The organism is Serratia sp. ME47, assembly GCF_903970925.1.
Lineage (GTDB): Bacteria > Pseudomonadota > Gammaproteobacteria > Enterobacterales > Enterobacteriaceae > Serratia > Serratia ureilytica.
This window is the reverse complement of sequence record NZ_CAJCKE010000019.1, coordinates 26,531-50,324: the sequence shown is the minus strand read 5'-3', so window position 1 is coordinate 50,324 and position 23,794 is coordinate 26,531. Positions and strand designations below refer to the sequence as shown.

General features: G+C 54.8%; 28 protein-coding genes and 2 tRNA genes. 6 read left to right on the top strand and 24 right to left on the bottom strand.

Going from position 1 to position 23,794, the window contains the following annotated elements; translation table 11 throughout:
* Position 1: 1 nt before the first annotated feature.
* The 3 genes from H7A77_RS17945 (at position 2) to H7A77_RS17935 (ending at position 2,715) form a co-directional block, all read left to right on the top strand.
* A complete protein-coding gene (locus H7A77_RS17945; protein WP_089192038.1) occupies positions 2-913 on the top strand; it encodes a LysR family transcriptional regulator in 912 nt (303 codons plus the stop codon).
* Between the two features lie 390 nt (positions 914-1,303).
* Positions 1,304-1,966: a VUT family protein gene (locus H7A77_RS17940; protein WP_182074475.1), complete on the top strand. Its 663-nt coding sequence runs from the start codon at positions 1,304-1,306 to the stop codon at positions 1,964-1,966.
* Between the two features lie 17 nt (positions 1,967-1,983).
* Positions 1,984-2,715 (top strand): metallophosphoesterase, encoded by a 732-nt coding sequence (locus H7A77_RS17935; protein ID WP_182074474.1) that lies wholly within the window; start codon positions 1,984-1,986, stop codon positions 2,713-2,715.
* Here the strand turns inward: H7A77_RS17935 and H7A77_RS17930 are convergent.
* Both H7A77_RS17930 and H7A77_RS17925 read right to left on the bottom strand, forming a co-directional pair.
* Positions 2,708-3,196: a hypothetical protein gene (locus tag H7A77_RS17930; protein ID WP_046896343.1), complete on the bottom strand. Its 489-nt coding sequence runs from the start codon at positions 3,194-3,196 to the stop codon at positions 2,708-2,710. The two genes, H7A77_RS17935 and H7A77_RS17930, sit on opposite strands and share 8 nt — an antisense overlap.
* Complete coding sequence (locus tag H7A77_RS17925) at positions 3,197-3,850, bottom strand: helix-turn-helix domain-containing protein (protein ID WP_182074473.1); 654 nt, start codon at positions 3,848-3,850, stop codon at positions 3,197-3,199.
* Positions 3,851-4,607: 757 nt separating this feature from the next.
* Between H7A77_RS17925 and H7A77_RS17920 the strand changes: the two genes are divergently transcribed.
* Positions 4,608-4,850: a DinI family protein gene (locus tag H7A77_RS17920; protein ID WP_042785072.1), complete on the top strand. Its 243-nt coding sequence runs from the start codon at positions 4,608-4,610 to the stop codon at positions 4,848-4,850.
* A gap of 157 nt (positions 4,851-5,007) precedes the next feature.
* Here the strand turns inward: H7A77_RS17920 and H7A77_RS17915 are convergent, their stop codons facing one another.
* The 17 genes from H7A77_RS17915 to H7A77_RS17835 all read right to left on the bottom strand — a co-directional run bounded on the left by H7A77_RS17915 (position 5,008) and on the right by H7A77_RS17835 (position 20,296).
* Positions 5,008-6,174: a prophage tail fiber N-terminal domain-containing protein gene (locus tag H7A77_RS17915; protein ID WP_182074472.1), complete on the bottom strand. Its 1,167-nt coding sequence runs from the start codon at positions 6,172-6,174 to the stop codon at positions 5,008-5,010.
* A complete protein-coding gene (locus H7A77_RS25615) occupies positions 6,171-7,388 on the bottom strand; it encodes a tail fiber domain-containing protein (protein WP_255443881.1) in 1,218 nt (405 codons plus the stop codon). Before H7A77_RS25615 ends, H7A77_RS17915 begins: the two co-directional genes overlap by 4 nt.
* Positions 7,389-7,438: 50 nt before the next feature.
* The gene (locus H7A77_RS17905; protein ID WP_182074471.1) at positions 7,439-11,026 is read right to left on the bottom strand and encodes a DUF1983 domain-containing protein; all 3,588 of its coding nucleotides are present in this window, start codon (positions 11,024-11,026) and stop codon (positions 7,439-7,441) included.
* A 53-nt stretch (positions 11,027-11,079) separates the two neighbouring features.
* A complete protein-coding gene (locus H7A77_RS17900) occupies positions 11,080-11,580 on the bottom strand; it encodes a tail assembly protein (protein WP_370528342.1) in 501 nt (166 codons plus the stop codon).
* A gap of 168 nt (positions 11,581-11,748) precedes the next feature.
* On the bottom strand, positions 11,749-12,087 hold the full coding sequence (locus tag H7A77_RS17895; RefSeq protein WP_143557036.1) for a hypothetical protein: 339 nt from the start codon (positions 12,085-12,087) through the stop codon (positions 11,749-11,751).
* Positions 12,088-12,123: 36 nt separating this feature from the next.
* Positions 12,124-12,828 (bottom strand): C40 family peptidase, encoded by a 705-nt coding sequence (locus H7A77_RS17890; RefSeq protein ID WP_089192042.1) that lies wholly within the window; start codon positions 12,826-12,828, stop codon positions 12,124-12,126.
* A gap of 9 nt (positions 12,829-12,837) precedes the next feature.
* The gene (locus H7A77_RS17885; protein ID WP_033639816.1) at positions 12,838-13,590 is read right to left on the bottom strand and encodes a phage minor tail protein L; all 753 of its coding nucleotides are present in this window, start codon (positions 13,588-13,590) and stop codon (positions 12,838-12,840) included.
* Positions 13,591-13,599: 9 nt separating this feature from the next.
* Positions 13,600-13,938 (bottom strand): phage tail protein, encoded by a 339-nt coding sequence (locus H7A77_RS17880; protein ID WP_072627296.1) that lies wholly within the window; start codon positions 13,936-13,938, stop codon positions 13,600-13,602.
* Positions 13,938-16,229 carry a phage tail tape measure protein gene (locus tag H7A77_RS17875; RefSeq protein ID WP_182074469.1) on the bottom strand — a complete coding sequence of 764 codons (2,292 nt, stop codon included), beginning with the start codon at positions 16,227-16,229 and terminating at the stop codon, positions 13,938-13,940. Before H7A77_RS17875 ends, H7A77_RS17880 begins: the two co-directional genes overlap by 1 nt.
* A complete protein-coding gene (locus H7A77_RS17870; protein ID WP_004935830.1) occupies positions 16,222-16,443 on the bottom strand; it encodes a hypothetical protein in 222 nt (73 codons plus the stop codon). Before H7A77_RS17870 ends, H7A77_RS17875 begins: the two co-directional genes overlap by 8 nt.
* A gap of 17 nt (positions 16,444-16,460) precedes the next feature.
* Entirely contained in the window at positions 16,461-16,826 is a 366-nt protein-coding gene (locus tag H7A77_RS17865; RefSeq protein WP_025160180.1) for a phage tail protein, read from the bottom strand.
* 126 nt (positions 16,827-16,952) lie between these two features.
* The gene (locus tag H7A77_RS17860; protein ID WP_033652513.1) at positions 16,953-17,408 is read right to left on the bottom strand and encodes a major tail shaft subunit; all 456 of its coding nucleotides are present in this window, start codon (positions 17,406-17,408) and stop codon (positions 16,953-16,955) included.
* A gap of 40 nt (positions 17,409-17,448) precedes the next feature.
* Entirely contained in the window at positions 17,449-17,841 is a 393-nt protein-coding gene (locus H7A77_RS17855) for an HK97-gp10 family putative phage morphogenesis protein (protein WP_033652512.1), read from the bottom strand.
* Positions 17,838-18,227, bottom strand: coding sequence for a hypothetical protein (locus H7A77_RS17850; protein WP_042785078.1), 390 nt, complete (start codon positions 18,225-18,227; stop codon positions 17,838-17,840). The genes H7A77_RS17855 and H7A77_RS17850 overlap by 4 nt, the downstream gene beginning before the upstream one ends.
* Positions 18,228-18,284: 57 nt before the next feature.
* Positions 18,285-18,725 carry a lysozyme gene (locus tag H7A77_RS17845; protein WP_182074468.1) on the bottom strand — a complete coding sequence of 147 codons (441 nt, stop codon included), beginning with the start codon at positions 18,723-18,725 and terminating at the stop codon, positions 18,285-18,287.
* Entirely contained in the window at positions 18,712-19,032 is a 321-nt protein-coding gene (locus H7A77_RS17840; RefSeq protein WP_033652509.1) for a phage holin family protein, read from the bottom strand. Before H7A77_RS17840 ends, H7A77_RS17845 begins: the two co-directional genes overlap by 14 nt.
* A 901-nt stretch (positions 19,033-19,933) precedes the next feature.
* On the bottom strand, positions 19,934-20,296 hold the full coding sequence (locus H7A77_RS17835; RefSeq protein ID WP_042785760.1) for an antiterminator Q family protein: 363 nt from the start codon (positions 20,294-20,296) through the stop codon (positions 19,934-19,936).
* A gap of 242 nt (positions 20,297-20,538) precedes the next feature.
* On the opposite strand from H7A77_RS17835, the gene H7A77_RS17830 reads away from it, so the two are divergent.
* Positions 20,539-21,216: a LexA family transcriptional regulator gene (locus H7A77_RS17830; RefSeq protein ID WP_072627292.1), complete on the top strand. Its 678-nt coding sequence runs from the start codon at positions 20,539-20,541 to the stop codon at positions 21,214-21,216.
* Positions 21,217-21,307: 91 nt separating this feature from the next.
* Here the strand turns inward: H7A77_RS17830 and H7A77_RS17825 are convergent.
* From H7A77_RS17825 to H7A77_RS17810, 4 genes are all read right to left on the bottom strand, one after another.
* A tRNA-Thr gene (locus H7A77_RS17825) sits at positions 21,308-21,383 on the bottom strand.
* Between the two features lie 6 nt (positions 21,384-21,389).
* Positions 21,390-21,477, bottom strand: a tRNA-Ser gene (locus H7A77_RS17820).
* Between the two features lie 157 nt (positions 21,478-21,634).
* On the bottom strand, positions 21,635-21,964 hold the full coding sequence (gene osmE / locus H7A77_RS17815; protein ID WP_004935874.1) for an osmotically-inducible lipoprotein OsmE: 330 nt from the start codon (positions 21,962-21,964) through the stop codon (positions 21,635-21,637).
* 127 nt (positions 21,965-22,091) lie between these two features.
* Positions 22,092-22,559, bottom strand: a complete 468-nt coding sequence (locus H7A77_RS17810; protein WP_033643833.1) for a nuclear transport factor 2 family protein — start codon at positions 22,557-22,559, stop codon at positions 22,092-22,094.
* Positions 22,560-22,667: 108 nt separating this feature from the next.
* Between H7A77_RS17810 and H7A77_RS17805 the strand changes: the two genes are divergently transcribed.
* The gene (locus H7A77_RS17805) at positions 22,668-23,246 is read left to right on the top strand and encodes a TetR/AcrR family transcriptional regulator (RefSeq protein WP_033643834.1); all 579 of its coding nucleotides are present in this window, start codon (positions 22,668-22,670) and stop codon (positions 23,244-23,246) included.
* Here H7A77_RS17805 and H7A77_RS17800 read toward each other — a convergent pair.
* A complete protein-coding gene (locus tag H7A77_RS17800) occupies positions 23,240-23,656 on the bottom strand; it encodes a VOC family protein (protein WP_033643835.1) in 417 nt (138 codons plus the stop codon). The two genes, H7A77_RS17805 and H7A77_RS17800, sit on opposite strands and share 7 nt — an antisense overlap.
* Positions 23,657-23,794 lie beyond the last annotated feature (138 nt).

Sequence of the window (23,794 nt, the reverse complement as noted above, 5' to 3'; positions counted from 1 at the left end):
AATGGCTAACTGGGCGCAGAAATTGAAGCTGCACCATCTGCAAATGTTGGTGGCATTGGGTGAACAGGGAAATCTGACCCACGTTGCGCGGATGATGAACATCTCCCAACCCGCTCTGTCAAAATGGCTGTCGCAGCTCGAAGATGAGATTGGGATCACGCTCTTTGAGCGGCATAGCAAAGGGCTGCGCCCCTCCGAGGGGGGGAAATTGCTGCTTCAGCATGCGCAGCGTTTGATCAATGATCTGGAGCGTTCGCAGTCTGAAATCGCCCGCTTTAAGCAAGGCGGGCTGGTGGGAAGCCTGAAAATCGGCTGCTCGCCGGTGGCGACCGACTGCGTTTCACAGGCCATATTGAGCCTGCTGCAGGAAATGCCGACGCTGCATCTCAATATTGAGGAAAAGGTGATGACCCCCCTGCTGCACGATCTGCTCGCGGGCGCGGTGGATGTCGTCGTGGGCCGCGTCGGGGGGCGGGCGCTGCAACTGCCGCTCAACTATCAAGTGCTCTACACCGAACCGGTATGCTTCGTTGCCCGCCCTCACCATCCGCTGGCAAAATCCGCCTCCCTCACCTGGCACGATCTCACCCACTGGCGCTGGATAGTCTGGCCGACCGGCACGCCAATCCGCCTCAGCATCGATAATGCGTTGGCAGATAACGGCGTGATGCTGCCTGAAAACACGGTTGAATCGGCATCGATGAACGTCAGCACCAACCTGCTGCAAAGCAGCGACATGATCTCCATTCTTTCACTACGGCTGGCGCAGCGTTATGCCAGCCAGGGGCAACTGGCGATCCTGAACCTGCCGAAGATTGAGCAGAAAGGCAGCGTGGGCGTCTTCTGGCGCAACAGCGAGCCGCCTTTTGCTGCGCTGAGCCGCTTTTTGCAGCTGCTGACGCAGGCCAGATAAAAACCGGCCCCCGCCCCGGTTGTGGCTACCCTTAAATTCCGTAACAACCTGCGCAGCGGCTTTTCACGGCCGCGATTCGCTGTGCCCTTCGTTCTTGATTGACACTGCGTGAACCAGGCAATATATTCATTAGCAATATTAATGGATTAGGGTGGAATCCTCTCTTCCCGCCGAACAGGCCATCAGCATTCTCCGCAAAACTTGGCGTGGCTCTCTCGCCGGCCGGGCACGCAGGGGGGAAGGCGTTGTTGTCTTGCTTGAATAAAGAGGCATGATGGCCATGTGACATTATTCGCGTCTCATTACGCGACTCGCGGGTTGCGTAATTTGCGCGTTAAATAAGTATGGATAATTAATAACAGAAGAACACGGACTAAATAAGGAGTAAAAATGCAAGGAAATCTCAAGCTCTATGGCCTTTTTGTTGGCCTGACGGTGACCATTATGATCACCTGCGACACGTTGGTTTATAAGGTCTTTGATATCTATGGTTTTAAAATAACGGCAAGCGGCATTGTATTCTCCTTGTGTTTCTTGATATCAACATTGCTGACTGAGGTTTACGGCTATAAATTGTCGGTGAGAGCAATATGGATCATGGTGTTCTGCCAAAGCTTATATGTCATAATACTTAATCTCTCAGCCGTTATTCAGCCAGAAAACAATGATATCGCCACGCACTATTATTCTTTATATCATGAATTTTGGCGAGTCATGATAGGCACTTGGGTGTCCGTTCCGGTCGCTTATTTCGTCAATGGTTTTATTATTTCAAAGATGAAGATTATTTTCTCAGGAAAATACTTCTTCATCCGATATATTGTTGGCTCCATGTCTACACAGGCCGCCCTGTTGCTGACAGCCTATCCGATAAGTCTTTCAGGGAAATATACCTTTATAGAGTTGGTTAACATCATAAGCACAACGTGGTCTTATAAAGTTGTCGTCTCTATTGTATTGCTACCGCTCGCTATCGCCTTAGTCGAGTGGGTGAAGAGGATAGAAAACACCGATCACTATGATTGGGGCACTTCATACAATCCATTTAAGTAATATCAACAGGGTATAGCATGAAAGTAATTCAGATTAGTGACATACATATTATGCCTAACGCAAGCGCGCTGGCTTCGAAGCATCTTGCTAATTTCGACAGGGCGATTGACTTCATTAACGCCAATGCCGAAAAAATCAATGCCGACTTAATCATTGTGACAGGTGACATCTCTCATGATGGCGATATTCCCTCTTATGAGCGCTTCTTTAAAATAATGAATCGCACTTCATTACCTTTCTATCTGTTCCCAGGCAATCACGACAACAAAAAAAACCTGGATGATGAAGCCCGTAAACAGGGCGGCAGCTATGATATAAACTCGTTTGAAGATGACGAATGGCGCATGCTCAGCATCGACTCGGTGGTCGATAATGAAGATTTCGGCAGGGTCTCGACGCATTCGCTCGAAACGCTTGAAAAAGCCATAGTCTCGAGCGGCAATAAAAAGATCGCCGTCTTCCTACATCATCACCCTATTCCTGTAGGCACGCCCATTGTTGATAGTTGTATGTTAAGCAATGCTGAGGAGCTTTTGAGCCTCTGCCAACGATTAAACGTTAAGTTTATCGGCTCAGGCCATGCACATACGTTATTCCAAAGAAAGCTGGGGGAAACCTTAATCTCTGTTTCCCCGGCGATTTGTTCGCAATGGAAAAACGGCACAAGCGATGTCAGTACCATAGACAATTCGGCTTTCAGCGTGATTACCTTCGATGAGCATATTCACGTCGAACCCTGGTTTATTTAATCAACGTCAGTATTGTTTTTTTAGACCTGTCACTTTTCTTTGCATTTTTCAATGAGGCAGAGAGTGCTCTGCCTTCCTTTACCCCGGCATAAAAGGCTATTTTTGTCGCATCCAGGGACTCCGTTTTGTCAACAAGATCGCGATCCCTTAGAAAATCCGCCCCTGATATTGATATCGAGTCAACGTCATTTTTCAACGTCCACATACAGTTTCGTTTCTCTTCATGAATCGACAGTTTGGCCGAGGCGACTTTTATCTTGGATTCGGTCTCGGCGATAAAAGCGATGTCTTTCGGGTTAACGTGCCTGAGAAAATCGCCCTCAATGAGTTGCCCCCAGCTTTTTTTCACGAAAGTATGGGTGCCAAACTCTTTGAAAAGCCAATATCCATCCGCCGTTCGGATAACGCTACGATCTAACGTGTATAGGTAACTGGGAGAGTATATCTTTCTTAACTTTCTCATTATTTTAAATAAATCCATTTATTTCAGCCTCTTTATCGTTTTCAATAGAACACCGACGATCGCATAATCGCTATAGGACTTCACACTGCTATCTGAATCTAATGAGATGTTTGTAAACAACAAGTCGTCGTCGGAAACAAAAACTCGCCTTAAACATATTGGGTAATTTTTCAGCTTAACCAAGACGATATCGCCATCGCAAAATGGCTCCTTGAGGGAGATCACACAATACGTTCCACGGTCTAATTCAGGCGACAGTGAATTATTCGTTATCTCTACCACAAACAGCGAATCGTCCGTCATGTCATCGACTTCTGTCGTATAGGTATCTGCCGTTCTGATCGTGTTGGCCAAGAAACGCTCTACATCGCTGTAGCTAATGAGCGGAAGCGATCTCACATTGTGTTTACCCTCTCCCGTGGTGCTTAAATCCTTGTCAGTCAGCTCCCCTACTTTTACGCTGAAAAACTCACCAATTGACGCAAGCGTGGCGATCGTGGGATTCCCCACGCCTTTCCTCAGATTATTGATCGTGGCAATACCTATCCCTGTTTCGCTGCTCAACCGACTGGCGTCAATCCCGTGCATGCGCATGAGGTAAGTGAGATTTTCACCAATCATTTTCAATGACATACCATTTTCTTCTGATATTTTAATGTTGTTTGGTTGCATTATAATGTTTTAACCCTATACTTTAGCGTCATTAAAGTGAATTTAAAAATATTAAACCACTTACAGGGTGTTCATGACAATGGCTCGGGGCGTAAGGCATATGGAAAATACGTAAAAATCATTGTAATAAGATGATTTTATTGCAAATCACCGTTATTGACGCACGCGACTGGTTGCCATTGAAATAATTCAATTTACTTATAAAAACGCTATCTTAACTCCGCAGCAATTTAACGCGCAGAAGCCAACCTGGAGAGCAAGACGCATCCCGGTTCAATAATTTTAAAGAAAATGAGATGAATGTTTTATTCAGCGCTCATAGAGCGACTATTGCCTAACACTCGGGATTTTTTCTCCTTCAGAACACGAAGGAGCAGCGTCAACGCCCGTAACGTCGCGTTCCGGCACATACCTGCGTTGATCGATTTTATGCCAAGAACGGCGACCAGAAAGGTGGCGTCGGGCCCCCAACACCAGGGAGCACCCAGCCCGGCGCCACCGCCCTACATACTGAATTGTACAGGAGAAAAACACAGGCACCGGGGGGATAATCACGTCCTTTGAAGATTCAACGCGCGAAGCGAGCGGGGAAAATGCAGGCCATCGGCCAGACGTAAGAAAAGGATTCAGCGGCAGGCTTGGCCGCCCGCTGCGCAAGCAAGAATGAACGCCTCATGCAAAATTGCGCCTCCCTCTTGCCAACCCGAGCGCCTCAGGCCAGAATACTGTACATTAAATCAGTGTTTACAGGTGAGTCATGTTTGTAGAATTGGTATACGACAAACGCAACGTCGCTGGGCTGCCCAACGCCGCCGAGATTATTCGCAGCGAGCTGGAAAAACGCGTGCATGTGCTGTTCCCGGAGGCGGAAGTGCGCGTGAAACCGATGCAGGCCAACGGCCTGAACTCCGACGCCAGCAAAAGCGATCGCGAAAAGCTGAACCGGATGTTGGAAGAGATGTTCGAAGAAGCGGATCAGTGGCTGGTCACTGATATTTGACGGGAAAGAACGTTATTCGCAGGGGCGAACTCCCACTCAGCGGGAACCCTGCATAGCGGAACGGGCAGTGACTCTGCCCGAGCCTGGCGTCGATGATGCCGGCGCAGATACCTGAAACCGACTGCACCGGCATTATTTACCTGGCATCCATTCGAGTTTATGAAACCGCGTTGGTTTCCGATGGCGTGTCATCGTTTAATACCAGCGCCTCCGGCGGCAACACTTCCACCTCTTCACGCACCGGCATGGCGAGGCGCAGATCGATCCAGCGTCCCTCAGGGATATCCATCGCTTCGCCGGCCACGACCGTCGCGGTATCGATGTCAAAACGACGTTTGCTGATTTTCACCGTAATGACGCCGTCGTTATCGGTGGCGGTTTCCACAAAGCACAGGCGGTTGCCGTTCACGTCCTGCGGCACTTCGATAGTCCAGCCCTCCTTTGCCAACCCCAGCGATCCATTCAGCTGATAAAGTCCGGTAGCGATTCGTTCCGCGCTCACCCCGGCCGCTTCGCCATTAACGGCGACATAGCCGGCCAAATCAAAGCCGCCGTCCAGATAGTCCGCTTGCATATGCTGCGGCGCCGCGGACAATCTGGCGATCGGCGAGGCTTTCTTGATAAAGCCGTTGGCGTCAACGGTGGTGTTGCTCTCTCCCCATAGATACTGCCAGGTGATGGTCTTTACAGAACCCAACGAACTTCCAACCCACGCACCCCGTGTAGCATTAATCGCAAAATAAGCGCAGCTCGGTTCTCCGCTCATCGGCAAAGCCAGTACAGCGCCGATGTCTTTTATTGGTGCGTTGACTGATGCCGCATTAAACCGGTTGATGAACGACGTGTTTTCTTGCGCGTATACATCCGCACGATGAATTGGTCCGGAGCCAAAGCCCGCACTTGTTACAGGTTTCACGCTGTTTGCCGCGTTCTGCTCGCTGACTTTTGCCGCTGCTGCTGATGCTGCTGATTTGTCGGCGGACAAAGCCGCCTCTGCGCGTAGGCGATCGACGGTTTGCACAATCTCAGGCGTAACATCATTTTCTCCAGGGCGGCGCAGAAAATCATTGAGCGTGCCGGGCAAGGAATCGTTATAAACCTCGATAGCTCCCACCCGTTCCGGCTGTGCGCCGTACACAGAGATAATGACCTCATAAGCTCCCGGCTCCACGGATAGAGAGTATTTACCGCTATCATTCGTAACCGATTGTGATTTAGCCAGGCCCAATACCGTTGACGAGGTTCTGACTGCACGCATGGTAATGGTTACGCCGGAACGGGGATCGCCGTAAGGCCCTTTTAATACGCCGCTGATTAATGTCATTCGATTTCTCCATGAGAATTACTAGAGGATTTTATATTATTAACCTCAATAGACAGTTCTTTAACCGCTTCAATCAATAACGCAACAACACCATTTATATTAATATTAAGACAGTCATCAATGATCTCTCCATTTTGCTTATGAAGCGGCGATGCAGAAACAGACTCCGGGACAACCCTCTGTACCTCTTGCGCTATAACCCCAGCCTCTGGTCGCCCCTCTTTTAAATAGGTATAACCTCCTATGCTTTTGAGCTTATTTAGCGCATTAGATATGTTATTTATTTCTGTTTTTAACCTTCTATCTGAAGATACATTCCACGAACCTGGTGCATACGCATCACCGCTATTTCTAAATTCATAATAAGAATTCGCACCACCGCCATAGACATGCATCCCAAAGAGATGGTGCTGACCAACTCTTTCATAATGGTATAGATCAGCTCGCAAATCGCCGTTACCAATAAATCTAAACCCACCGACTATATTGGTTCTATCTGATTCTTTTATTACATGGGACTTCGATACATAATCCCAACCATCAATAGATAGATTTCCGGATAGAGCAACATCTGATGTTACTCTCCCTCCGCTCTTATTATTAACGGTTCCAAGTCTGCCATCATCACCAGCTGCAACGGTTCCAGTCGTCGTGCCTACATTTCTCGTCGCAGAATTGCCAAGCCCAAGGTTTGTGCGGGCTGTAGCTGCGTCTTTTGCCCCCGTCCCCCCCTGCGCAACGGTGACAGCCGTGCTCAGCGCCTTCAGTTGGGTTATATCGTTATTCACCCCTTTAGCGGCTTTATTTTCCAATGCCGTAGTAAAGCTATTCCAGGCGGGTCCGGTGTACGTGCTGCCGTCAGGCAGTGTCACCGTAATGTTTCCGGTACCGCTGAATACCTGTTGCCAGTTGGCTCTATCGAGGTTCAGCCCGCGTAGCGCTTTCGCCGTCTCGGCAGCCAGCTGGGCAGTGATGGCGTTCATCGCGTCGCGCGGTACGGCATACCATGCGGCACCTGTCTGTGTCGGGCCATCGTAGACTTTAATCAGCGTCGCCTGCGTGGCGCTATCAACGGTTTTAACCGGCAGCGTATAGGTTACGCCGCCGACGACGCTCACGATGAAATCACCGGCTTTCAGCTCGGTATTAAAGGCCGTTCCGGTACCTTTTACTATTGTGGAATTATTTGTTAGGGTGAGAGTGCCTGCTGGCATAAATATCCTACTGAATTAGCCTGATAAAAACCTCGTTACGGAGATGATGGTTACTCCAGCCCAAAGGCTGTATATTGCGGAGTGGCAAAGATGTTCACAATAAAAGTCGTTGAGTGCGATTGTCCTTGGTCAAGCTCTCCTGCGGCAAGCTGCCAAAAGGCAGTCGAAGACTTTCCAATTAATGTATCGATATAAACGATGGATACTGAAGGTTGCCCGCTACTAGAACTGGAACTAACGGAAACCTCTGGCATATAGCCTCCGCCGGTTGTGTTTTGCCTAACCCCGCCATAACCGTGAGGATAGCCTCGTCCACTTCTTTTAATTTGAATCTGTCCAAAGACACGAACGGGAATAACATTATTACCGCCAAAGCGTAATAACCGACTCGCATTAGTATGATAACCCGTCCAGCTTAACATCGAGCCATCCATGATCGCGCCTTCGATATTCGCGGCGGAAAGTTTTCCCTCAATGGAGCAATTCTCAAGAATCCGGCAATTGCCAATCACGCCATTTTTAAACTCACCAGTGTCGGCATATATCGCTCCACGGGCGCTAATGTTATTGAATTGTGCCCCGCCATCTTTATTTATCGCCCAGCCACGCTGCCCACTTACCCAATTAGAAGACTGGATATGCTGTGCGATCTTTGCGCTATCGATAGTACCATTGCGAATAAACGCGTCGCTGATAAACACCTGGCCGTTAACCACAGCGAATGGCGAATATTGCGTGTCGCCGCTGCCGCTCATCAGCACGAACTGGTTGGCGTTAAAGCCCACGCGGGTGGTAACCGGCCTGCCGTTTTCCGCCAATACCGCGATCGACATGCCGGCGTTGTAGAAGGTGCCGTTCACCCGCACGCCCGCTTTCAACGTATGGATGGCCGTGGCGCCGTCGGCATCTACCGTCGCCGTCAGTTTGTCTTCCAGCACCGCCGCCACGTCGTCAATCTGCACCTGCACCTGGGTTTTCATCTCGGCCAGCCCGCGATCGACCTCCGCGATGGTGGTTTTCACCACCATGATATCGGCGCGCACCGTACCGTACTGCGCCCATTGGTGATCCACCGTCGCGTTGTTGGCCAGCGCATTCTGCAAGATAGCGTCGATGTTGGTGTCGATATCGCCCACCAGCCGCTCGCCGTCTTTCGCGGTCAGGAGATCGTCGCCGATGTTCTCGAGATAATCGCCGGCGTCCGCGTTCGCCTGCCCAGCGGTCCAGCCTGTCCAGTCGCCCTGATTGCCGGTGCGGTCTTGCAACCGCGCGCGGAACCAGAACTCCTGCCCCGCCTTCAACCCTGTCATGGCGTGGGTGTGCAGCGGGTACGGGATATCGGCCAGCAGCATCGCGTTATTTCCGGCCGCGTTGTCCGCATACTGAATTTCGGTCTTGAGCGTATCTTCAGCGCCGCCAGGGAACGCCCAGTCGAGCTGGATGCCCCACAGCAAAGGCGATGCCTTGAAGCCAAGCGGCATCGGCGGTTTACCCTCTTTGCCCTTGAGGTAGGTTTCCATCGACGTCGCCCAAATAGACGATACGTCACTGGCGTTGATGGCTCGCACCCGCACCCGATAACGACCGGCGTAAATCCCCGGCACCTCGAAGCCGAGCGCCGAGGTGCGCGGCACCGACACCCAGTTGCCGTTATCTTTGCGCCATTCCGCCTCATAGGCGATGGCATTTTCAACCGCGCCCCAGGCGCCGCGCAGGGTGGTAATGGCGATACCCTGGCTCACCGAGGAGTAGCTGTCGATGGTGATGTTTTTCGGCGGCGCCTGCACGCCGGGCGGAATGATGGAGATCGGACGATCGTCGATACGCGCGCCGGTATCGATGCGGACGTACTTGTTCGGATCGTGTTCCGCCGCGTTGACGGTATAGGTGTTGTCGCCGTTGTCGGCGATACCCACCACGCGGTAAAGCTGCACCGCCAGGTCGTCCGCGTCGATGGACCAGGCCGCTTCCGGCGCCGGCGTCTCGCTGTAGGCCGTGGTGACGGTCACTACGCGTTCATTCACCGCCTGCACGGTGCGCGCCTGCGCCCGGCCGGAAGGCAGGTTAACGATCAGGCGATCGCCGGCTTTGGCGCCCGGCTTCCTGTCCAGCGTCAGTTTACGGCCTTCCACGCCGCTGAGTCGCCCGCCAATCACTCGTCCGGCCAGCATCTGGTCCGCCACGCCGACGATATGCCCCGGCATGGGGATCATGCCGTCCAGCCCCACGGAAAAGCTGACCGTACGATCCTTGCTGTTAGTCAACAGCGCCCAGCGGCCGCGGCGGTTCGCTTCGCTCGGCGTGGTGCAGCCGATGGCCGTCAGCTCGGTCTGGTTCACGTCGTAGCGGCGCACCAGATCGCTGTCGAATACCGCCTCTATCGCATCGGCGTAATGGTTGCCCGGATCGGACCAGCTGACCATCGCGGTGCTGTAGCGGGTACGTTCGCTGGCGGACGAGTAAGTAAACTTGCCGTCGATCACGTTGGCGCGGGTGTAGGTGAAGTCCATATCGCGCGGCATGTCAGCCAGGGCGACCATTTGGTTTTGCCCCCAATAGGTCATGCCGCGGAAGATGCCGGCCAAATCGCTCAGTACCGTCCAGGCCTCTTCCCGCGACTGCAGATAAACGTTGCAGGTAAAGCGCGGCTCCATGCCCTCGCCGCCGCGCCCGTCCGGCACCGGCTGATCGCAATACTGCGCGATGCGGTACAGTTCGGACTCGGAGACCTGGGAGGCGTCGATGCGATCGCCCAGGCCAAAGCGCTCGGCCAAAATAATGTCGTAAAACACCCACGCCGGGTTATCGCTGTAGGCCCACTTAAAGCCGCCGCTCCAGATGCCGGTATAGCTGCGCGTTTGCGGATCGTAATTGTCCGGCACGCGGATCAGGCGGCCGCGCGGTTTGCAGCTGATCTTCGGGATGTTGGGGAACTGCTTTGAATCAAACTCCACGTAAAGCAGCGCAGTGTTCGGGTAGCGCAGCTTGGCGTCGATGATTTCGGTCAGCGCCTCGATGTTCATCCGGTCGGCGATCCGGGCGCTGTTGGCGTTAGGCGTCAACCGGCGCACGCGCAGCTGCCATCCCGTGGTGGCCTTCGGTAAATTGATGCGGTGCGAGCGTTCATACAGCGAGGTGGTTTTATCGTCGATCGCCGCCGTTAACACCTCTTGGTAACTGCCGCCGTCGGTCGCCACGTCGATGGCGTACTCGATGCGATAGCCGTTGACGTCGCCGTTGTCCGCCTGCTTTTGCAGCATGGGCCAACCCAGGCGCAGGCGGACGGCGGAAAGCTGCAGGTTAGAGACGGAGCGCACCCACGGCGCGCCGCTTTTCAGTTCGCTGCCGACCGAGATCTCATTTTCAACGGCGGGAATGCCCTGGATATATTCCTGCGCCTGCGAGCCAGGGCGGAACTCCCAGCGGAAACCGGGAAAGTTTTCCGAGCCGTCGCTGCTCAGTACCGGCGTACCGTCAACAAAAATGTTTGTGCCATCCAGCCCGCCGGCAAATTCCCCTTCGCCTAATGCGAACAGCATCTTCGCTCTGGCGATCGACTGAATGCTGTCCGGCGATTCTACCGGCGTGTGGCCGCCACCGCCGCCGCCTTTTCGCCCACGGATCATGTTCTGTGCCATATTTCGCCCATAAAAAAAGCCGCTATTGCGGCTGTCTGTTCAAACGGATGTTGTTATTGCTGGTCTTCGGTATAAATACCTGCGGAGATAATCGCCCCGCCAATTTCACGCGTGCCGTACAGCACACCGACGGGGTTGCCCTGCGCCGTGGTGTTGACCGGCCCGCCAAAGGCATAGCTCGGTTTATTTTCCGGGCCTTGCCGCATGCGCAGCCCGCCCATTTGCGGGGAAAGCATTTGGACGACGCCGCCGAGGGCAAGGGAAGCACCCATCAGGCCAACGGAAGTGGCTGTGGTTGCCGACATTATTGCCGCTCCACCTATAACTGGGTTCCAAGCAGCCAGAGCAATTAATGCTATTCCTGCAATAGTTTGAAAAAGCCCTGCACGTTTACTTCCAATAACCACTGGCACCAGGTGAATGTCTTCCGTGCCTTTCGTCAGCTCCATCTCGTCTTGACCAACGTTACGTTTCCCCACAAATACAGCGAAGGTCAGTCCGCGCTTATGTGCTTCCAACATATATCGTTCAAATCCGTCTATTAGATTTTTCATAGCATCGATAGCTTTTGGAACATTGTGAGCACGATATTTAAAGTTTTTACCAAACAACCTAACCATCGGGCCGTGGAAGTGAACTACTCTTAATGGTACCTCGATAAAGCTCATATGACCCCCAATAAAAAACCCGCCTAGGCGGGTATATAGCGTGTAACCAAGATACTATTTACATGCATTAACTGCCGCCTCATAGAAGTCCATATCTCGTTTTTTATAAAATAAGAAATCGCTACCAGAGTCAGTCTTTTTCACGTCAATTAACATTACAACACCTCTAGACATATCATTTATCTGAGCTGTATAACCGCGCTCCGCAGGCTGTGGGCTAATTGGTGAGATGGTGTTTTTTTCATTCCAAACATTAAGAACACATCCAATATATACATCCGCTGCTTTAATTGTATGGCCTTGGATAGCCGGTGTTGTCAATCGAAGTTCGTTAGCCGTAGTTGAACAGCCAGACAAAATTACTGTGGCAATTGCAGCGATAATTTTCTTCATTACCTTTTCCTTAAGCTGAAAAGTGGAATGATAGCATCACATCAGGGCTTTGTAGCGCAACACCTTCACCGTTCGCTCTTTCCAATACCCACCGTAAGGCACCCGCTGGCTAAGCATGCCGTACATATGGTGCAGCAACAGGCCATCTGCCAGCAGAATGCCGGCGTGGTTGGCCACCGGCGCAGAAACCTGCATGATCGCCATGTCCCCCGGCTGCGGCGGGCCATCGAACTCGCGAAAGCCGCAGGCATGCCAGTTTTCCAGATAGCGGTTTTCACCTTGCTCCCACCACGGGTAATCAACGCGGTAATCCTGGAGCGTTATGCCGTGCTCCTGGCGGAAATAGCTCATGATCAGTCCCCAACAGTCGGTATGCCCCAGCACGAACTGGCGGCCCACCAGCGGCAGTTCGCCGCGCGGCAAAATGGTGCGCAAATCCCCCTCCGGCCAGCTGGCTATCGCCCAGGGCAACTCCATCGCGTCGCACTGCGCCTTGTCCAGTTCACTCGGCTGCGTGGTGGCGTCCGGGTGGCTGTGCACTATGAGGGTGATGGTGCCCCATTCGGCGGCGGCCACGTAGTCTTCCGGCGCCAGATGAAACTGCTCGGTGGGGTTGTCCGCCAGGTTACGACACGGGAAATAGCGCTCCACGCGGGACTTTTGCGCCACCACACCGCAACATTCGCGCGGATACTCGGCCCTGGCGTGCGCCATAATGGCTGCCGCGGTTTTTTCTTTCATGCTCGCCCCCTACTGCCGGATCAACGCCGCGCCGGGGAAGCCGCCGAACGGCAGCGGCTCGTGCTCGCCAAAGCGTTTTTGGCAGTCGCTCAACAGCCCGCCGCAGCGATCCTGGCTCGGGTCATCCACCGGGTTGCCCTTGTCGTCAAAGTAACGGCTACCGGCGTAATCGCAGCCCTTGCCGGTGCGATAGCCGCCGCGCGAGCACCAGGTGCACAGGCTGTGGATTTGCCGGGTCGGGATGCGCAATCCCCGCAGGTCCGCCGGACTGGAGAGTTCGAACTCCACCGCTTCGTCGCTTTCCGTCGCCTTGCGATCGATGTAGAACACCTGCAGCTTTTCCTGCAGCGGATCGGCCGAAGAGTTCCCTTGCGGGAAATTGCGGGCATCAAGGTAGTGCACCAGCGTGTCGTGGATCCGCACCTTGGCCTGCGCCATGTCCTCAAACTGCAGGCAGAGCGCGCTGATCAGGCCGTTGATATTGGCGACCGACAGCTTGGGCGCGTTGCCCTGGCTGTCGGCGGAAATCTCCAGCCCTTCAACGCTAAACGGCCACGGGCCGTACTCCAGCCCCTGCCACCAGACCGATTTCGCCGGCAGTTTGCTTTCATCACCGCCGGCGGCGGCCAGCTCTTGCGGCGTAAACGGCAGGGTATCGCAATGAAAGCGCAGAATATCGGCGCCAAACCGGGTGCCGTCCACCTCAATCAGGCGGATGCGGTTGCCCGGCTCCAGCTTTTGCAAATCTGAATTCAGCATCATCTCCCCCGGTTAAACGTGAAAAGCCTCGGTAAACGTGGCCGTCAGTGAATAGTTGTCCCCGCCCATCGCGACCGGCTTATAACCCTCGCAGCGGTAAAGGCCGGGAACCTGCGTCGGTGGCGTCCATTGGAAAGATTTCACCCCATGATGATTTTCCAGAAAGACGATGATCGGCGTGATGTAGTCATACTTGCCGACAAAGGTCAGCTCCCAGGAGCGCACGATCGGATTAATGCCGTCGCCGGAGACCTGCGCATAGCCGTCGCCGAACTGCGCCTTTCTGACGCGAAAGCGCATATCGCCGGCGGCATTGACGCGCGCCGGAAATTCAAATGTCTGAATGCCCATTACATCCCCTTGATTGCTTTCCAAATCGGCTGGCCCGGCATCAGGTTACGGTTGATTACCTTTTGGCTTTCCTGCGCGGCGATATTGCCCATCCGTTTACCGAACTCGCCCCATCCCGGATCGGCCTGCGAACTGACGTTGCCGCCGTTCTCGATGGTGATGTAGACATTCGGCGCCGCCGCAGACTGCTGGCCGCCGCCGATCGCCCGCACGCCGAGCGAACCGTCCGCGCCGCGTTTGAGCGGCATAATGGCCTCCGGCCCGGCTTCGCCCATCAAGCCGGCGCCTCTGGCGAACGCGAACAACGTGGGATTACTGACGATCTGGCCGCTGAATGCGCTCAGCGAAGGCGAGGCGTATACGCCACCTTTGGCGTTGGGGACATAGCCTTGCCAACCGGTCGGCATGCCCATCGCACCTGAACCGGCCGCGCCCGCGCCGGCGCTTGCAGCCCCGCCCAGCAAGCCGCTGCCGATATTCATAAAGGTGGAAAGAATGGTTCTGGTCAACAGCGCCTGCATCGCCAGATCGATCAGTTGCTGAATGATGGACTGCGTCATGGAGGTCATCAAACCGAGCATGCTTTGCTTAAAGTTTTGCGTCCCGGTCAGCAGATCGAACATCATGCCGGAGGTCCGTTCCCGCGTCATGTCCACCAGCCCCAGCGCCATCTTGTGCACGCGGCTCTGCCCGCCGAACAGGCTCAGCGCCTGCTGATACTGAGCGTCCGACGATTCTTGCGTCGCCGCCTGCATCAGCTGTTCATAGCGCTGTTTATCCAGAAAGCCTTGCTGGTAGTAAGCCTGGTATTGCGCCTGCTGCTGCACCAGCTGGTTGTTAAGGCGAGCGACCGGATCCACATCACCGGCAATGTTCATACGCGGCGCGGCAAGCGCATCGGTTTCAGCCTTCAACCGCTGGCGCGTCGTTTCTTGCTGCTGCATCCGGCTGGCGGTGTGGTACTCGCGTTCGGTCAACAGCCGCCCGTCATACAACGCCTTCAGCTCCTTACCAACCTCCTGCTCTTTGCGCACCGCCGCCTGCCCTGGCGCGTATTGTTCAGCGAGCTGTTGCCGCTGCCGCTGATACTTCTCGGCGTTCAGCGCCATCGCACGCTGCACATCGGCCTGCCCGGCACCGGCCGCCTTGGCCGTTGACGCCAGCCTGGCCTGCGCACTTTGTTCATCCTGGGTGATTTTTTCGAGGCTGCTCAGATGCGCCTGCTCGATTTCCTGACGCAGCTGTTGGTACTGATCAAGAGCCTGCTGCTTGCCATTATCGTTAAAAGTACGGCTAACAGGAGCGACACTTGCTTGAAGGCCCTTAGGCTTATCAGCTTTGGTCTCAACATGGCTGTCATTGCCATTTTGTGCATTAACGGCATTGCTTCGCTGAAGCCGGATCGCTTTCTCGCCCTCAATGATATCTTCCAACTGCGCTTGCAAGGCGTTCCGTTCTTTCCTCACCTCTTTTGGATCAGAGTAGAGGAATCCCAATATCCCTTTGCTTCGGCGCTCTAAGAGAGCAAGTCGGATATCGCTCCGATTCGCCAGTTGGTTCTCGATCTTGGCTTTTTCCTCACTGAGCGTCTTTAGCTGATCGTCGAAGGTATCAATTTTGACGGCGAGCTTTGCCTTGGAGAGCTTGCTGAGATCTTCGGCCGTCTCGACCGCCGCATCTTTCAATGCCAAAGCCGACTTACGGGCCAATTGGTTTTGCTCATGGAAGTACAGCATCGCCAATCCCGCCTGGATGGCGACACCGATTGGGCCGCCAAGCATCCCCAGCGCGACGTTGGCGACGCGAGACGCCGCGCCGACGCCTGATGTCGCCTGAGCCGCCCCGCGCGCCGCCGCCGCCTGATCGCGCCAGGCCGCCGCGCTGTCATTCAGGCCGCCGGCCAGTTTCAGCATCTCCTCCGCCCGGCTGCCGCCGTCGCCGGAGGCGCTGCTCGCCTGGCGAGCCGCGTCGTCCAACTGCTTCATCTGCGCCGTCGCGGCGACGGTGATGGACGCAAGTTCGGTGAGCGCCTGTCCATACTGGCGCGAGGTGGCGGCGAGGCCCTGCAGCGACAATTCAACGCCGGCCAGCCCCGCCAGTTTCCCCGCCAGGCCGCCAAGCGTGCCGCCGATGCGTTGATAGGACTCGTCGGTCTTTTTCGCGTCCTGCTGAGCCTGGCGGTTAAATTTGGCGGATTGTTCCCCGGCGGTACGGTAAGCCGCCGTCAGTTTGTTTTTAAAGTTGGTGTCATTCAGTTGCAACCCGACGACCAACTGTGCGGTATCAGCCATTTCCCAGCACTCGCATAACGTCAGCACACTGCATATCAATACTGCTTTGCGCGGGCTGACCGGATTGATGAACGGGGGCACTCTCCGCCGCATCGGCCGTCATGCCTTGCAGTTTGAAGTATGCCCGCCAGTGATTCAGGATGTGCGCCGGCATCGCGGCGATCTTGCGAGGATCCGACTCACCCCAGCGATCGGCCAGTTGGAACACCAACATCAGCCAGGGCGAGTCAGTCAGTTTTTTTCCGCTTCCTCCAGGCTGCCGACCGCATGGCGCTTGACGGCGCCGATGGCTTCGACCAGCGTTGGGTTATCGTGCGCCGCCAGCAGATCGTCAACGCTCGGCAAGGCGCCGGCCGGAATGCGTTTGCCGTCCGGCGTCATCAGGCATGACAGCAGCAGCTGCACGTTAAGCTGCGCGGCTTTGTTCATGTCACCGCTGTCGATGGCGGCCTTCATGCCGTCTTCATTTTCCTGCAGCTCCGCCGCTTTCAAGCGGCGGATAAAGGCTTTGGCGCCAAAGATCTGCGTTTCAATCACGTGGTCGTCGGATTTCAGCAGCGCCGCTTTCAGCGCTTTCAGATCGTATTTCTCTGTCATCAGTTTTTCCTTGTTCAATTCGGTTTACTCTGTACATAAGCGGGTTGCCGCAGGCCACATGGCCCGCGGCTGAAGCGTTCGCGCCGAACGCCCTCAGACGTTAAGCCAGCGCGAACCGTCGGTTTGTCACACTTTCGGGGTGACCGTGCCCCAGGTGTTGCTGTTTTGCTTGCCCTGGACGGTAATCTGAATGACTTCGCTCGCCGGGGCGGTGATCTCATTCATTTTCCAGCCGGACAGCGACAGGATGGAGGTGGAGGTGCGGCCGTTCGGCAACTCGACGTAGAACTGCACCGTTTCGCGCTTGTCCGCCGCATTCAGCAGCGCCGCAAAATCGGCGTTGGACGGATCGTCGATGAAACCGATGGATTTCTCCGCGCCTTCCGGCAGGTCGGAAATAAACTGCTTGGCGGTATCCAGCAGCGTGGTGCAATCGACAAAACCGCCGGTTTGCCCCATTTCACCTACCGCTTTACAGTTGGTCAGCGCCTTCATGGCCGTGGTTGCAGCCCCGACGGTGCCCCATTTGACGATAGTGCCGGCAGGCAGCATGGCGTATTCTGGCGAAGTTTTATCAGCCATAGTTTTTCTCTCTCTTTTTGATGAAGGATGGTAGCGGTCGCTACCGGTTTTCGATGCCATAGCGGACGTGAGCCGCCAGGATGCGTAACACTTGGTGCTTGTGGTGATCCAGCGCAGGGCGAATAAACGGGGCGGCGGCTTGCGTTGCCGTGCCGTACTCCTGTTCCAGGGCTCTGCGGTAATGCTGTTTACTGGGGCCGACGCGCAACGTCACCGCGTTCCATCCGGTAACGGCCGGGCGTATCGCGATACCGGCGCTCAGCGAGGGTTCGCTGTTTGGCGCCCCTCGTTCGGCGCACTGCCGCATGGTGCCAAGAACCGGGGCCAATGCGGCGTGGCCGGCCTCCGGCAGAATGTGACTGGCGACCTCGCGCCGAATCGCTTCCAAACGGCGAGTCAATTCCGCCATGCCGGTAACGTTTATGGCGATCACGCCGCCACCTCGGAATGGGTGATGAGGTAATCGCGGGCCATCCGATACTGGACGCGGTTATCCGCCAGGGGCGTGGCGCTCTGCAAAAGGGTGCTGCGCGTGACCGCTTGTACCGGCCATTCGCCGATATGACCATGTTGAACCCCTTCCCAGGCATTCAAAACCGCTTTGTCCAGAGCGATCAGCCGGGAGTAATCGTCGATCACGTACAACACGACCTGAAAACGGCTCTGCACCAGCGAGCTGTCAACCAGACCGGTGTTCACTTTCAGATCGCTGATCTTCTGATAGGTCACGCCTTCTTGCTGCGGATCCGGCAGGATCAGCGGATGAACCGCCAGATGGGTTAGCGCAGTCAGCGAGCGTTGGATTTCATCTTCAATCATTTGGACAAGGTCTCCGTCGTTTCGAGAGTTGAATCGTTCTGCAGATGCATTTGGGCATCAGGAAAGGAATAGCGCGCGTTCCGCCGCGCGCCGGGCAACCAGCCCATCGAGCCGCACACCGCCCGCATTCACCCATCGGCCGAACTGGTCGGCCGCCCCCTGCCGATCGCCGGCGTTCAGCCTGCGCAACAGCGTCGAGTTTTCCAACGCGCGCAGGCCCAGGTTATAGGCGAAGCTCACCAGCGCATCGAACTGCTCCTGCGTGACTGTCACCGCCACCAGCCGTTCGACGCCCTGTTCGAATTGAGCGACACCGCACACCAGCAAACGCTCGGCCGTTGCGGCGTTGATCGCCATGCCGGCCCCAACTTTTCGTCCCGCTACCGGTTGAGTCCACCCGTAGCCGATCGTCCAAACGCCGACCGAGTCCTGATAAGCCTGCAACCGCAGGCCTTCGAAACGCTTAATCAGCGCCATGCCGTCGTCACTTATCTTCATGGTTTCCTCCTGACGCTTTATTGAGAAATCGGCGTTCCAATGCCTTGATCAGCGATGCTCCCGACCATCCCGCCATACCGCATACGCCGCCCATCACCTCCGAAGGCCAGTCGTAATGCAGCGCAATCATCACCATGGTCAAACCAGCGAAAATAGAAACGAACAGCTGCAAAAACAGCGTCCTCCAGCTAAAGGTTTCGCCGTTCAAGACCTTGAAGGAATAGCTGGCGATCGCCCCCAGCAGCGTCATACCGAAAGCAAGCAGCATTGAAAGGATGTTTGGTTCATTTTTCCAAGGCATAGTCATCACCCTCCCCTTACCGGGGCATAGCCCGATCGTCGGGAGTCATGGAAAAGAGCGGCGAAATGCAGCCCCTAACCGTCATTCCTGTTCCATTTAAAAAACGGCCATTTACGCTGTCGAAAATGGCTTGTCCGTTCTGCCCAACCTGAGCAGATAAATAAGGATTGCGCCGTTTTATAAAGGAGAAGGATTAGCCTCCCGTCGTGGCCATTCAACGACAGTCATTATTCAGTGAGTGATTGACCGTTTTGACAAGGAGGCTAAAAATGAAAAACCCCGCCGAAGCGAGGTTTATTTGTCGTGCGGCGGCGCCGGCAATAATTCAGCTTTATCAGATTACACGCTTATTTGCGTACGCGTGAGTCTTTTATCATAAAAAATAAAACCCCGCCGGAGCGAGGTTTAGCTATCGTGCGGCGGCGCCGGCAACAATTCAGTTTTATCAGATTACACGCTTATTTACGTACGCGTGAGTCTTTTATTATAAAAAATAAAACCCCGCCGAAGCGAGGTTTAGCTATCGTACGGCGGCGCCGGCAATAATTCAGTTTTATCAGATTGCACGCTTATTTGCGTACGCGTGAGTCTTTTATTATAAAAAATAAAACCCCGCCGAAGCGAGGTTTAGCTATCGTGCGGCGGCGCCGACAACAATTCAGTTTTATCAGATTACACGCTTATTTGCGTACGCGCGAGCCTTTTATTATAAAAAATAAAACCCCGCCGAAGCGAGGTTTAGCTATCGTGCGGCGGCGCCGGCAACAATTCAGTTTTATCAGATTACACGCTTATTTGCGTACGCGTGAGCCTTTTATTAATTATTGCAACGCGCATGCGCTATTGTTATTCCTGACGCAATAGGGAAACAAGAAATAAACCCTCATCAACGTCAACGACAGGCGTTTCAGCGATCCATACTCAACTTTATATCCAACATCGCCAGGCATCCCCCGATAAATCCCTCCGCCGTTTGCATCTCTTTGCGTATCGTACCGTCTGAACATTTCCTTTTCAGGGCGATCTTACGCAGAGATATGCCATAAACATGGTGGGCAATGATGAGATCGAACTCTTCGGGTTTGTATTTCTTCAATCTGCCCACGCAACCGTCGATCACCAGGCCGTCATCATCGCAGCAGGAACGCTCGCCATTCGACTTATAGGACAACAGCCCTTTGAACCCGGCAGCAATGGGGGAATAGTCGATGCCGCTGTTATCCCTGGCCCATACGCCCCACCGCTCCAAAACTTCATTCATATCTCTCATGCTTCCACCTCCTTTGGGCGTTTGCCATATCGCCAGGGCTCCATGTTGTTGACCGACGTCGTTCGAGCCGTTCTTCTGCTCGGCGTGCGCCAAGACGCAACAACCGATCCGCCCGACGGGCTCACCGAGGGATATCGCACAAAATACTGTACAAATAACCAGTACCAAGTATACCCAGAGGTATCTTTTTTTCAATAGCGAAAATCCATTTACCTGCAGGTAAATTTAGGTACGATGGCCTCATGAAAAACGAGCAAAAAATGCACCTGCAGGAGATGCGGCGAGAGCGCCTGATCATCCTGATCGATAACCTCGGCGTCGGGGGGCAAAAGCGCCTTGCCGAGGCGCTCGGCATTGCCGCAGACTATGTTTCTCGTCTGCTCTACCCGCCGGGCAAGAAGGGTAAAAAGGGCATCAGTGGGGACATGGCGCGAAGGATTGAACAGTACTTCGCCGTGCAAATCGGCTGGCTGGATGGCCTGGAACAGACCGGGCAACGCCCCGTCAGGCAGAAGGCCGCACAGGCCTTGGCTAAAACGCTGCCGCTGCTGGCGTGGACATTGCCGTTGTCTCATGAACAGTTGCGCAAAGGAACGACCGTCCACTACCCGGCGATGGTGCAATGCAGCGCTCTGGCCTACTGGTTGCCGGTGCGGGATGACACGATGAGCGGCTCTGCCGGCACCAATTACCCAAAGGGAGCATTGATTCTTGTCGAACCCATGACTGCCGGTATAACCGAGCTCGTGCCCGGCGATAAGGTGATAGCGAAACGCTGCGACAGCGCAGAACTTATCTTTAGAAGGTATGTTGAGGAAGCCGGTCATCAGTGGCTTAAGGGGAACATGCCGGGTTGTCCGACTTTGAATGCCGATGAGTACATGATTCTCGGGGTGGTGCTCGGTGCCTGGCTGCCCTGACCTGCCCGTTTGAGACGACATAATGCAAAAAACCGCCAACCTTGCGGCTGACGGTTTTTTTGGCACTCAGGGCGCCGGTACTGCTTTATCATGGTGCCGGCTACCGGAATCGAACTGGTGACCTACTGATTACAAGTCAGTTGCTCTACCTACTGAGCTAAGCCGGCTGAATTTGGCGGAAGGACAGAGATTCGAACTCTGGGAGCTGTTACACTCGACGGTTTTCAAGACCGTTGCCTTAAACCACTCGGCCATCCTTCCAATGGGCGCTGATATTAGCGATACCGTTATGAAATGTCTATCGTTTTGATGCAAAAAAATCGCATCGGCGGCGCAGTTGCCTAAACTTCAGGCCTTAAACGCTTAAAAAATGAAAAGCCCCGCAAAAGCGAGGCTTTTATGTTCGGCTGAAACGCGATTACTTCGGCTGCGAATCGTAGTCTGAACAGGTTTGATAGCCCTTGTTCATGACATGGCCCGTGTCGTTGTAGCTGACAAAATACGTTTGCACTTTGCCATCGCGCGGCGCGACCGCATAGGTGTCGCAAGTGCCCTGCGCATGGATCAGCGTGGCGGACGTCGACGGCGGACCGGCAATCGCCCGCACCTGCTGCTTGGTCATCCCTACTTTGACATCGCTGACCACCGGCTCATTGACATAACTGGTTGCACGGTCATAGGCGGTGCAGCCGGCAAGAATGGAAAATACCGCCGCAGTGCCGACGGCCAAAACCAACTTCTTCGTCATAGCTTGTCCTCTTGGAGTACGTTTGTTGTCCCCTAAGTCTAGAAGTGGAAAGGCTTTTCTACAAACTCCCCTTTGTCGATCGGTGCGCTTTTTCTCACGTTCGGCCGGCGCGGGCGCGACATCGGATTCAAAAGCCGAAATCGCTCAGCGCCGGGACATCGTCCGGGCGCCGACCGAGCGGCCAATGAAAACGCCGATCCTGTTCGCGAATCGGCATGTCGTTGATGCAGGCATGGCGGTTGATCATCAACCCTTCCTGATTGAACTCCCAGTTTTCGTTGCCGAAGCTGCGATACCAGTTGCCGGAATCGTCGCGCCACTCATAGGCGAAACGCACCGCGATGCGCGCGCCGTCAAACGCCCACAGTTCCTTAATCAGCCGATACTCCAGCTCTTTCGCCCACTTGCGTTGCAAAAATGCGACCACCGCCGCGCGGCCGTCGACAAACTCCGCGCGATTACGCCAATGGGTATCGAGGGAATAGACCTGCGAAACCCGCTCAGGATCGCGGCTGTTCCAGGCATCTTCCGCCAACCGTACTTTTTCGATGGCGGATTCACGGGTAAAAGGCGGCAATGGGGGTTTAATGCTCATGATCATCTCCTGCGTATAGGCAAGTAGACAACTCTGTCTACATCATTACGCTAGCGCATGTAGACAGAGTTGTCTACAATCACTCGAAAATAGCTTGGGAGAAAAATGATGACCGTTGATCGCAACACCTTGCCCGCCCGTCAGCGCATCCTGCTGACGGCCCACGATCTGTTCTATCAGGAAGGGATCCGCGCCACCGGCATCGATCGCATCATCAAGGAATCAGGCGTCACTAAGGTGACGTTTTATCGCCACTTTCCCAGCAAGAACGATTTGATTACGGCGTTTTTGGCCTATCGCCACCAGCAGTGGCTAACCTGGTTCAGTACAGCGTTGGATCGACATGTGGCGCAGAGCGGCGGGTTACTGCCGGCGCTGGCGCCCTGCCTGGCGGAATGGTTCGACGATCCGCGTTTTCGCGGCTGCGCGTTTATCAATACGGCCGTGGAGATCGCCGATCTGCTGCCGGAAAGCCTGCACCTCGCCGGCCGGCATAAGCAACAGATGACGGATGAACTGGCGCGCCACCTGCCCGCAGGCCCGCAGCGGGAACAGCACGCCGCGATATTGGCGATGCTGATCGACGGCGCCATCGTCAGGGTGCAGATTGAGCGCCAGCCGCAGCCGGCGTTGCAGGTGCTGAATGCCGCGCTGGCGTTGTTGGCGCAAGGCGGGTTCGATCAGTAATTGGCCCAGATGCCCGGCGTCACCAGTTCCAACAGGTGGGCGTCGGGATCGCGAAAGTAGATGCTCTCGCCACCGTGATCCCAACGCATGCGCCCCTCAATTTCCACGCCGTTGGCCGTCAGATGCCGTTCCCAGTGCGGCAGTTGGTCTTTTGCCACCGCCAGCCCGATATGCGCCGGCCCCACGCCATCGTGCGCGGGAATAAAGCCGGTCGGATAATGCGCCCCACGCAGCGAATCGCCCTCGACAAACAGCAACAATACGCTCCGATCGCCAACGTTATAGGCGCGGAACCGCTCGTTGGCGACCATCGCCGGCAGCTTCAGCACTTCTCGGTAGAAGGCGTCCGCTCGCTCAATATCGCTGACGTACAGCACCGTTTCGATCACCTTATCGATCTTGAGTTCCATATCATCCCCCCTCTTTTTTGTACTGACAGCGTAGGCTTAGAGGAGGAAAACCACGGTGCTTCCCGTGCCGATAGCGGATCAATCCGTGCTTTTTTACCGGTTTACAGGCAAAAAAAAACGCGGCCCGAAGGCCGCGCG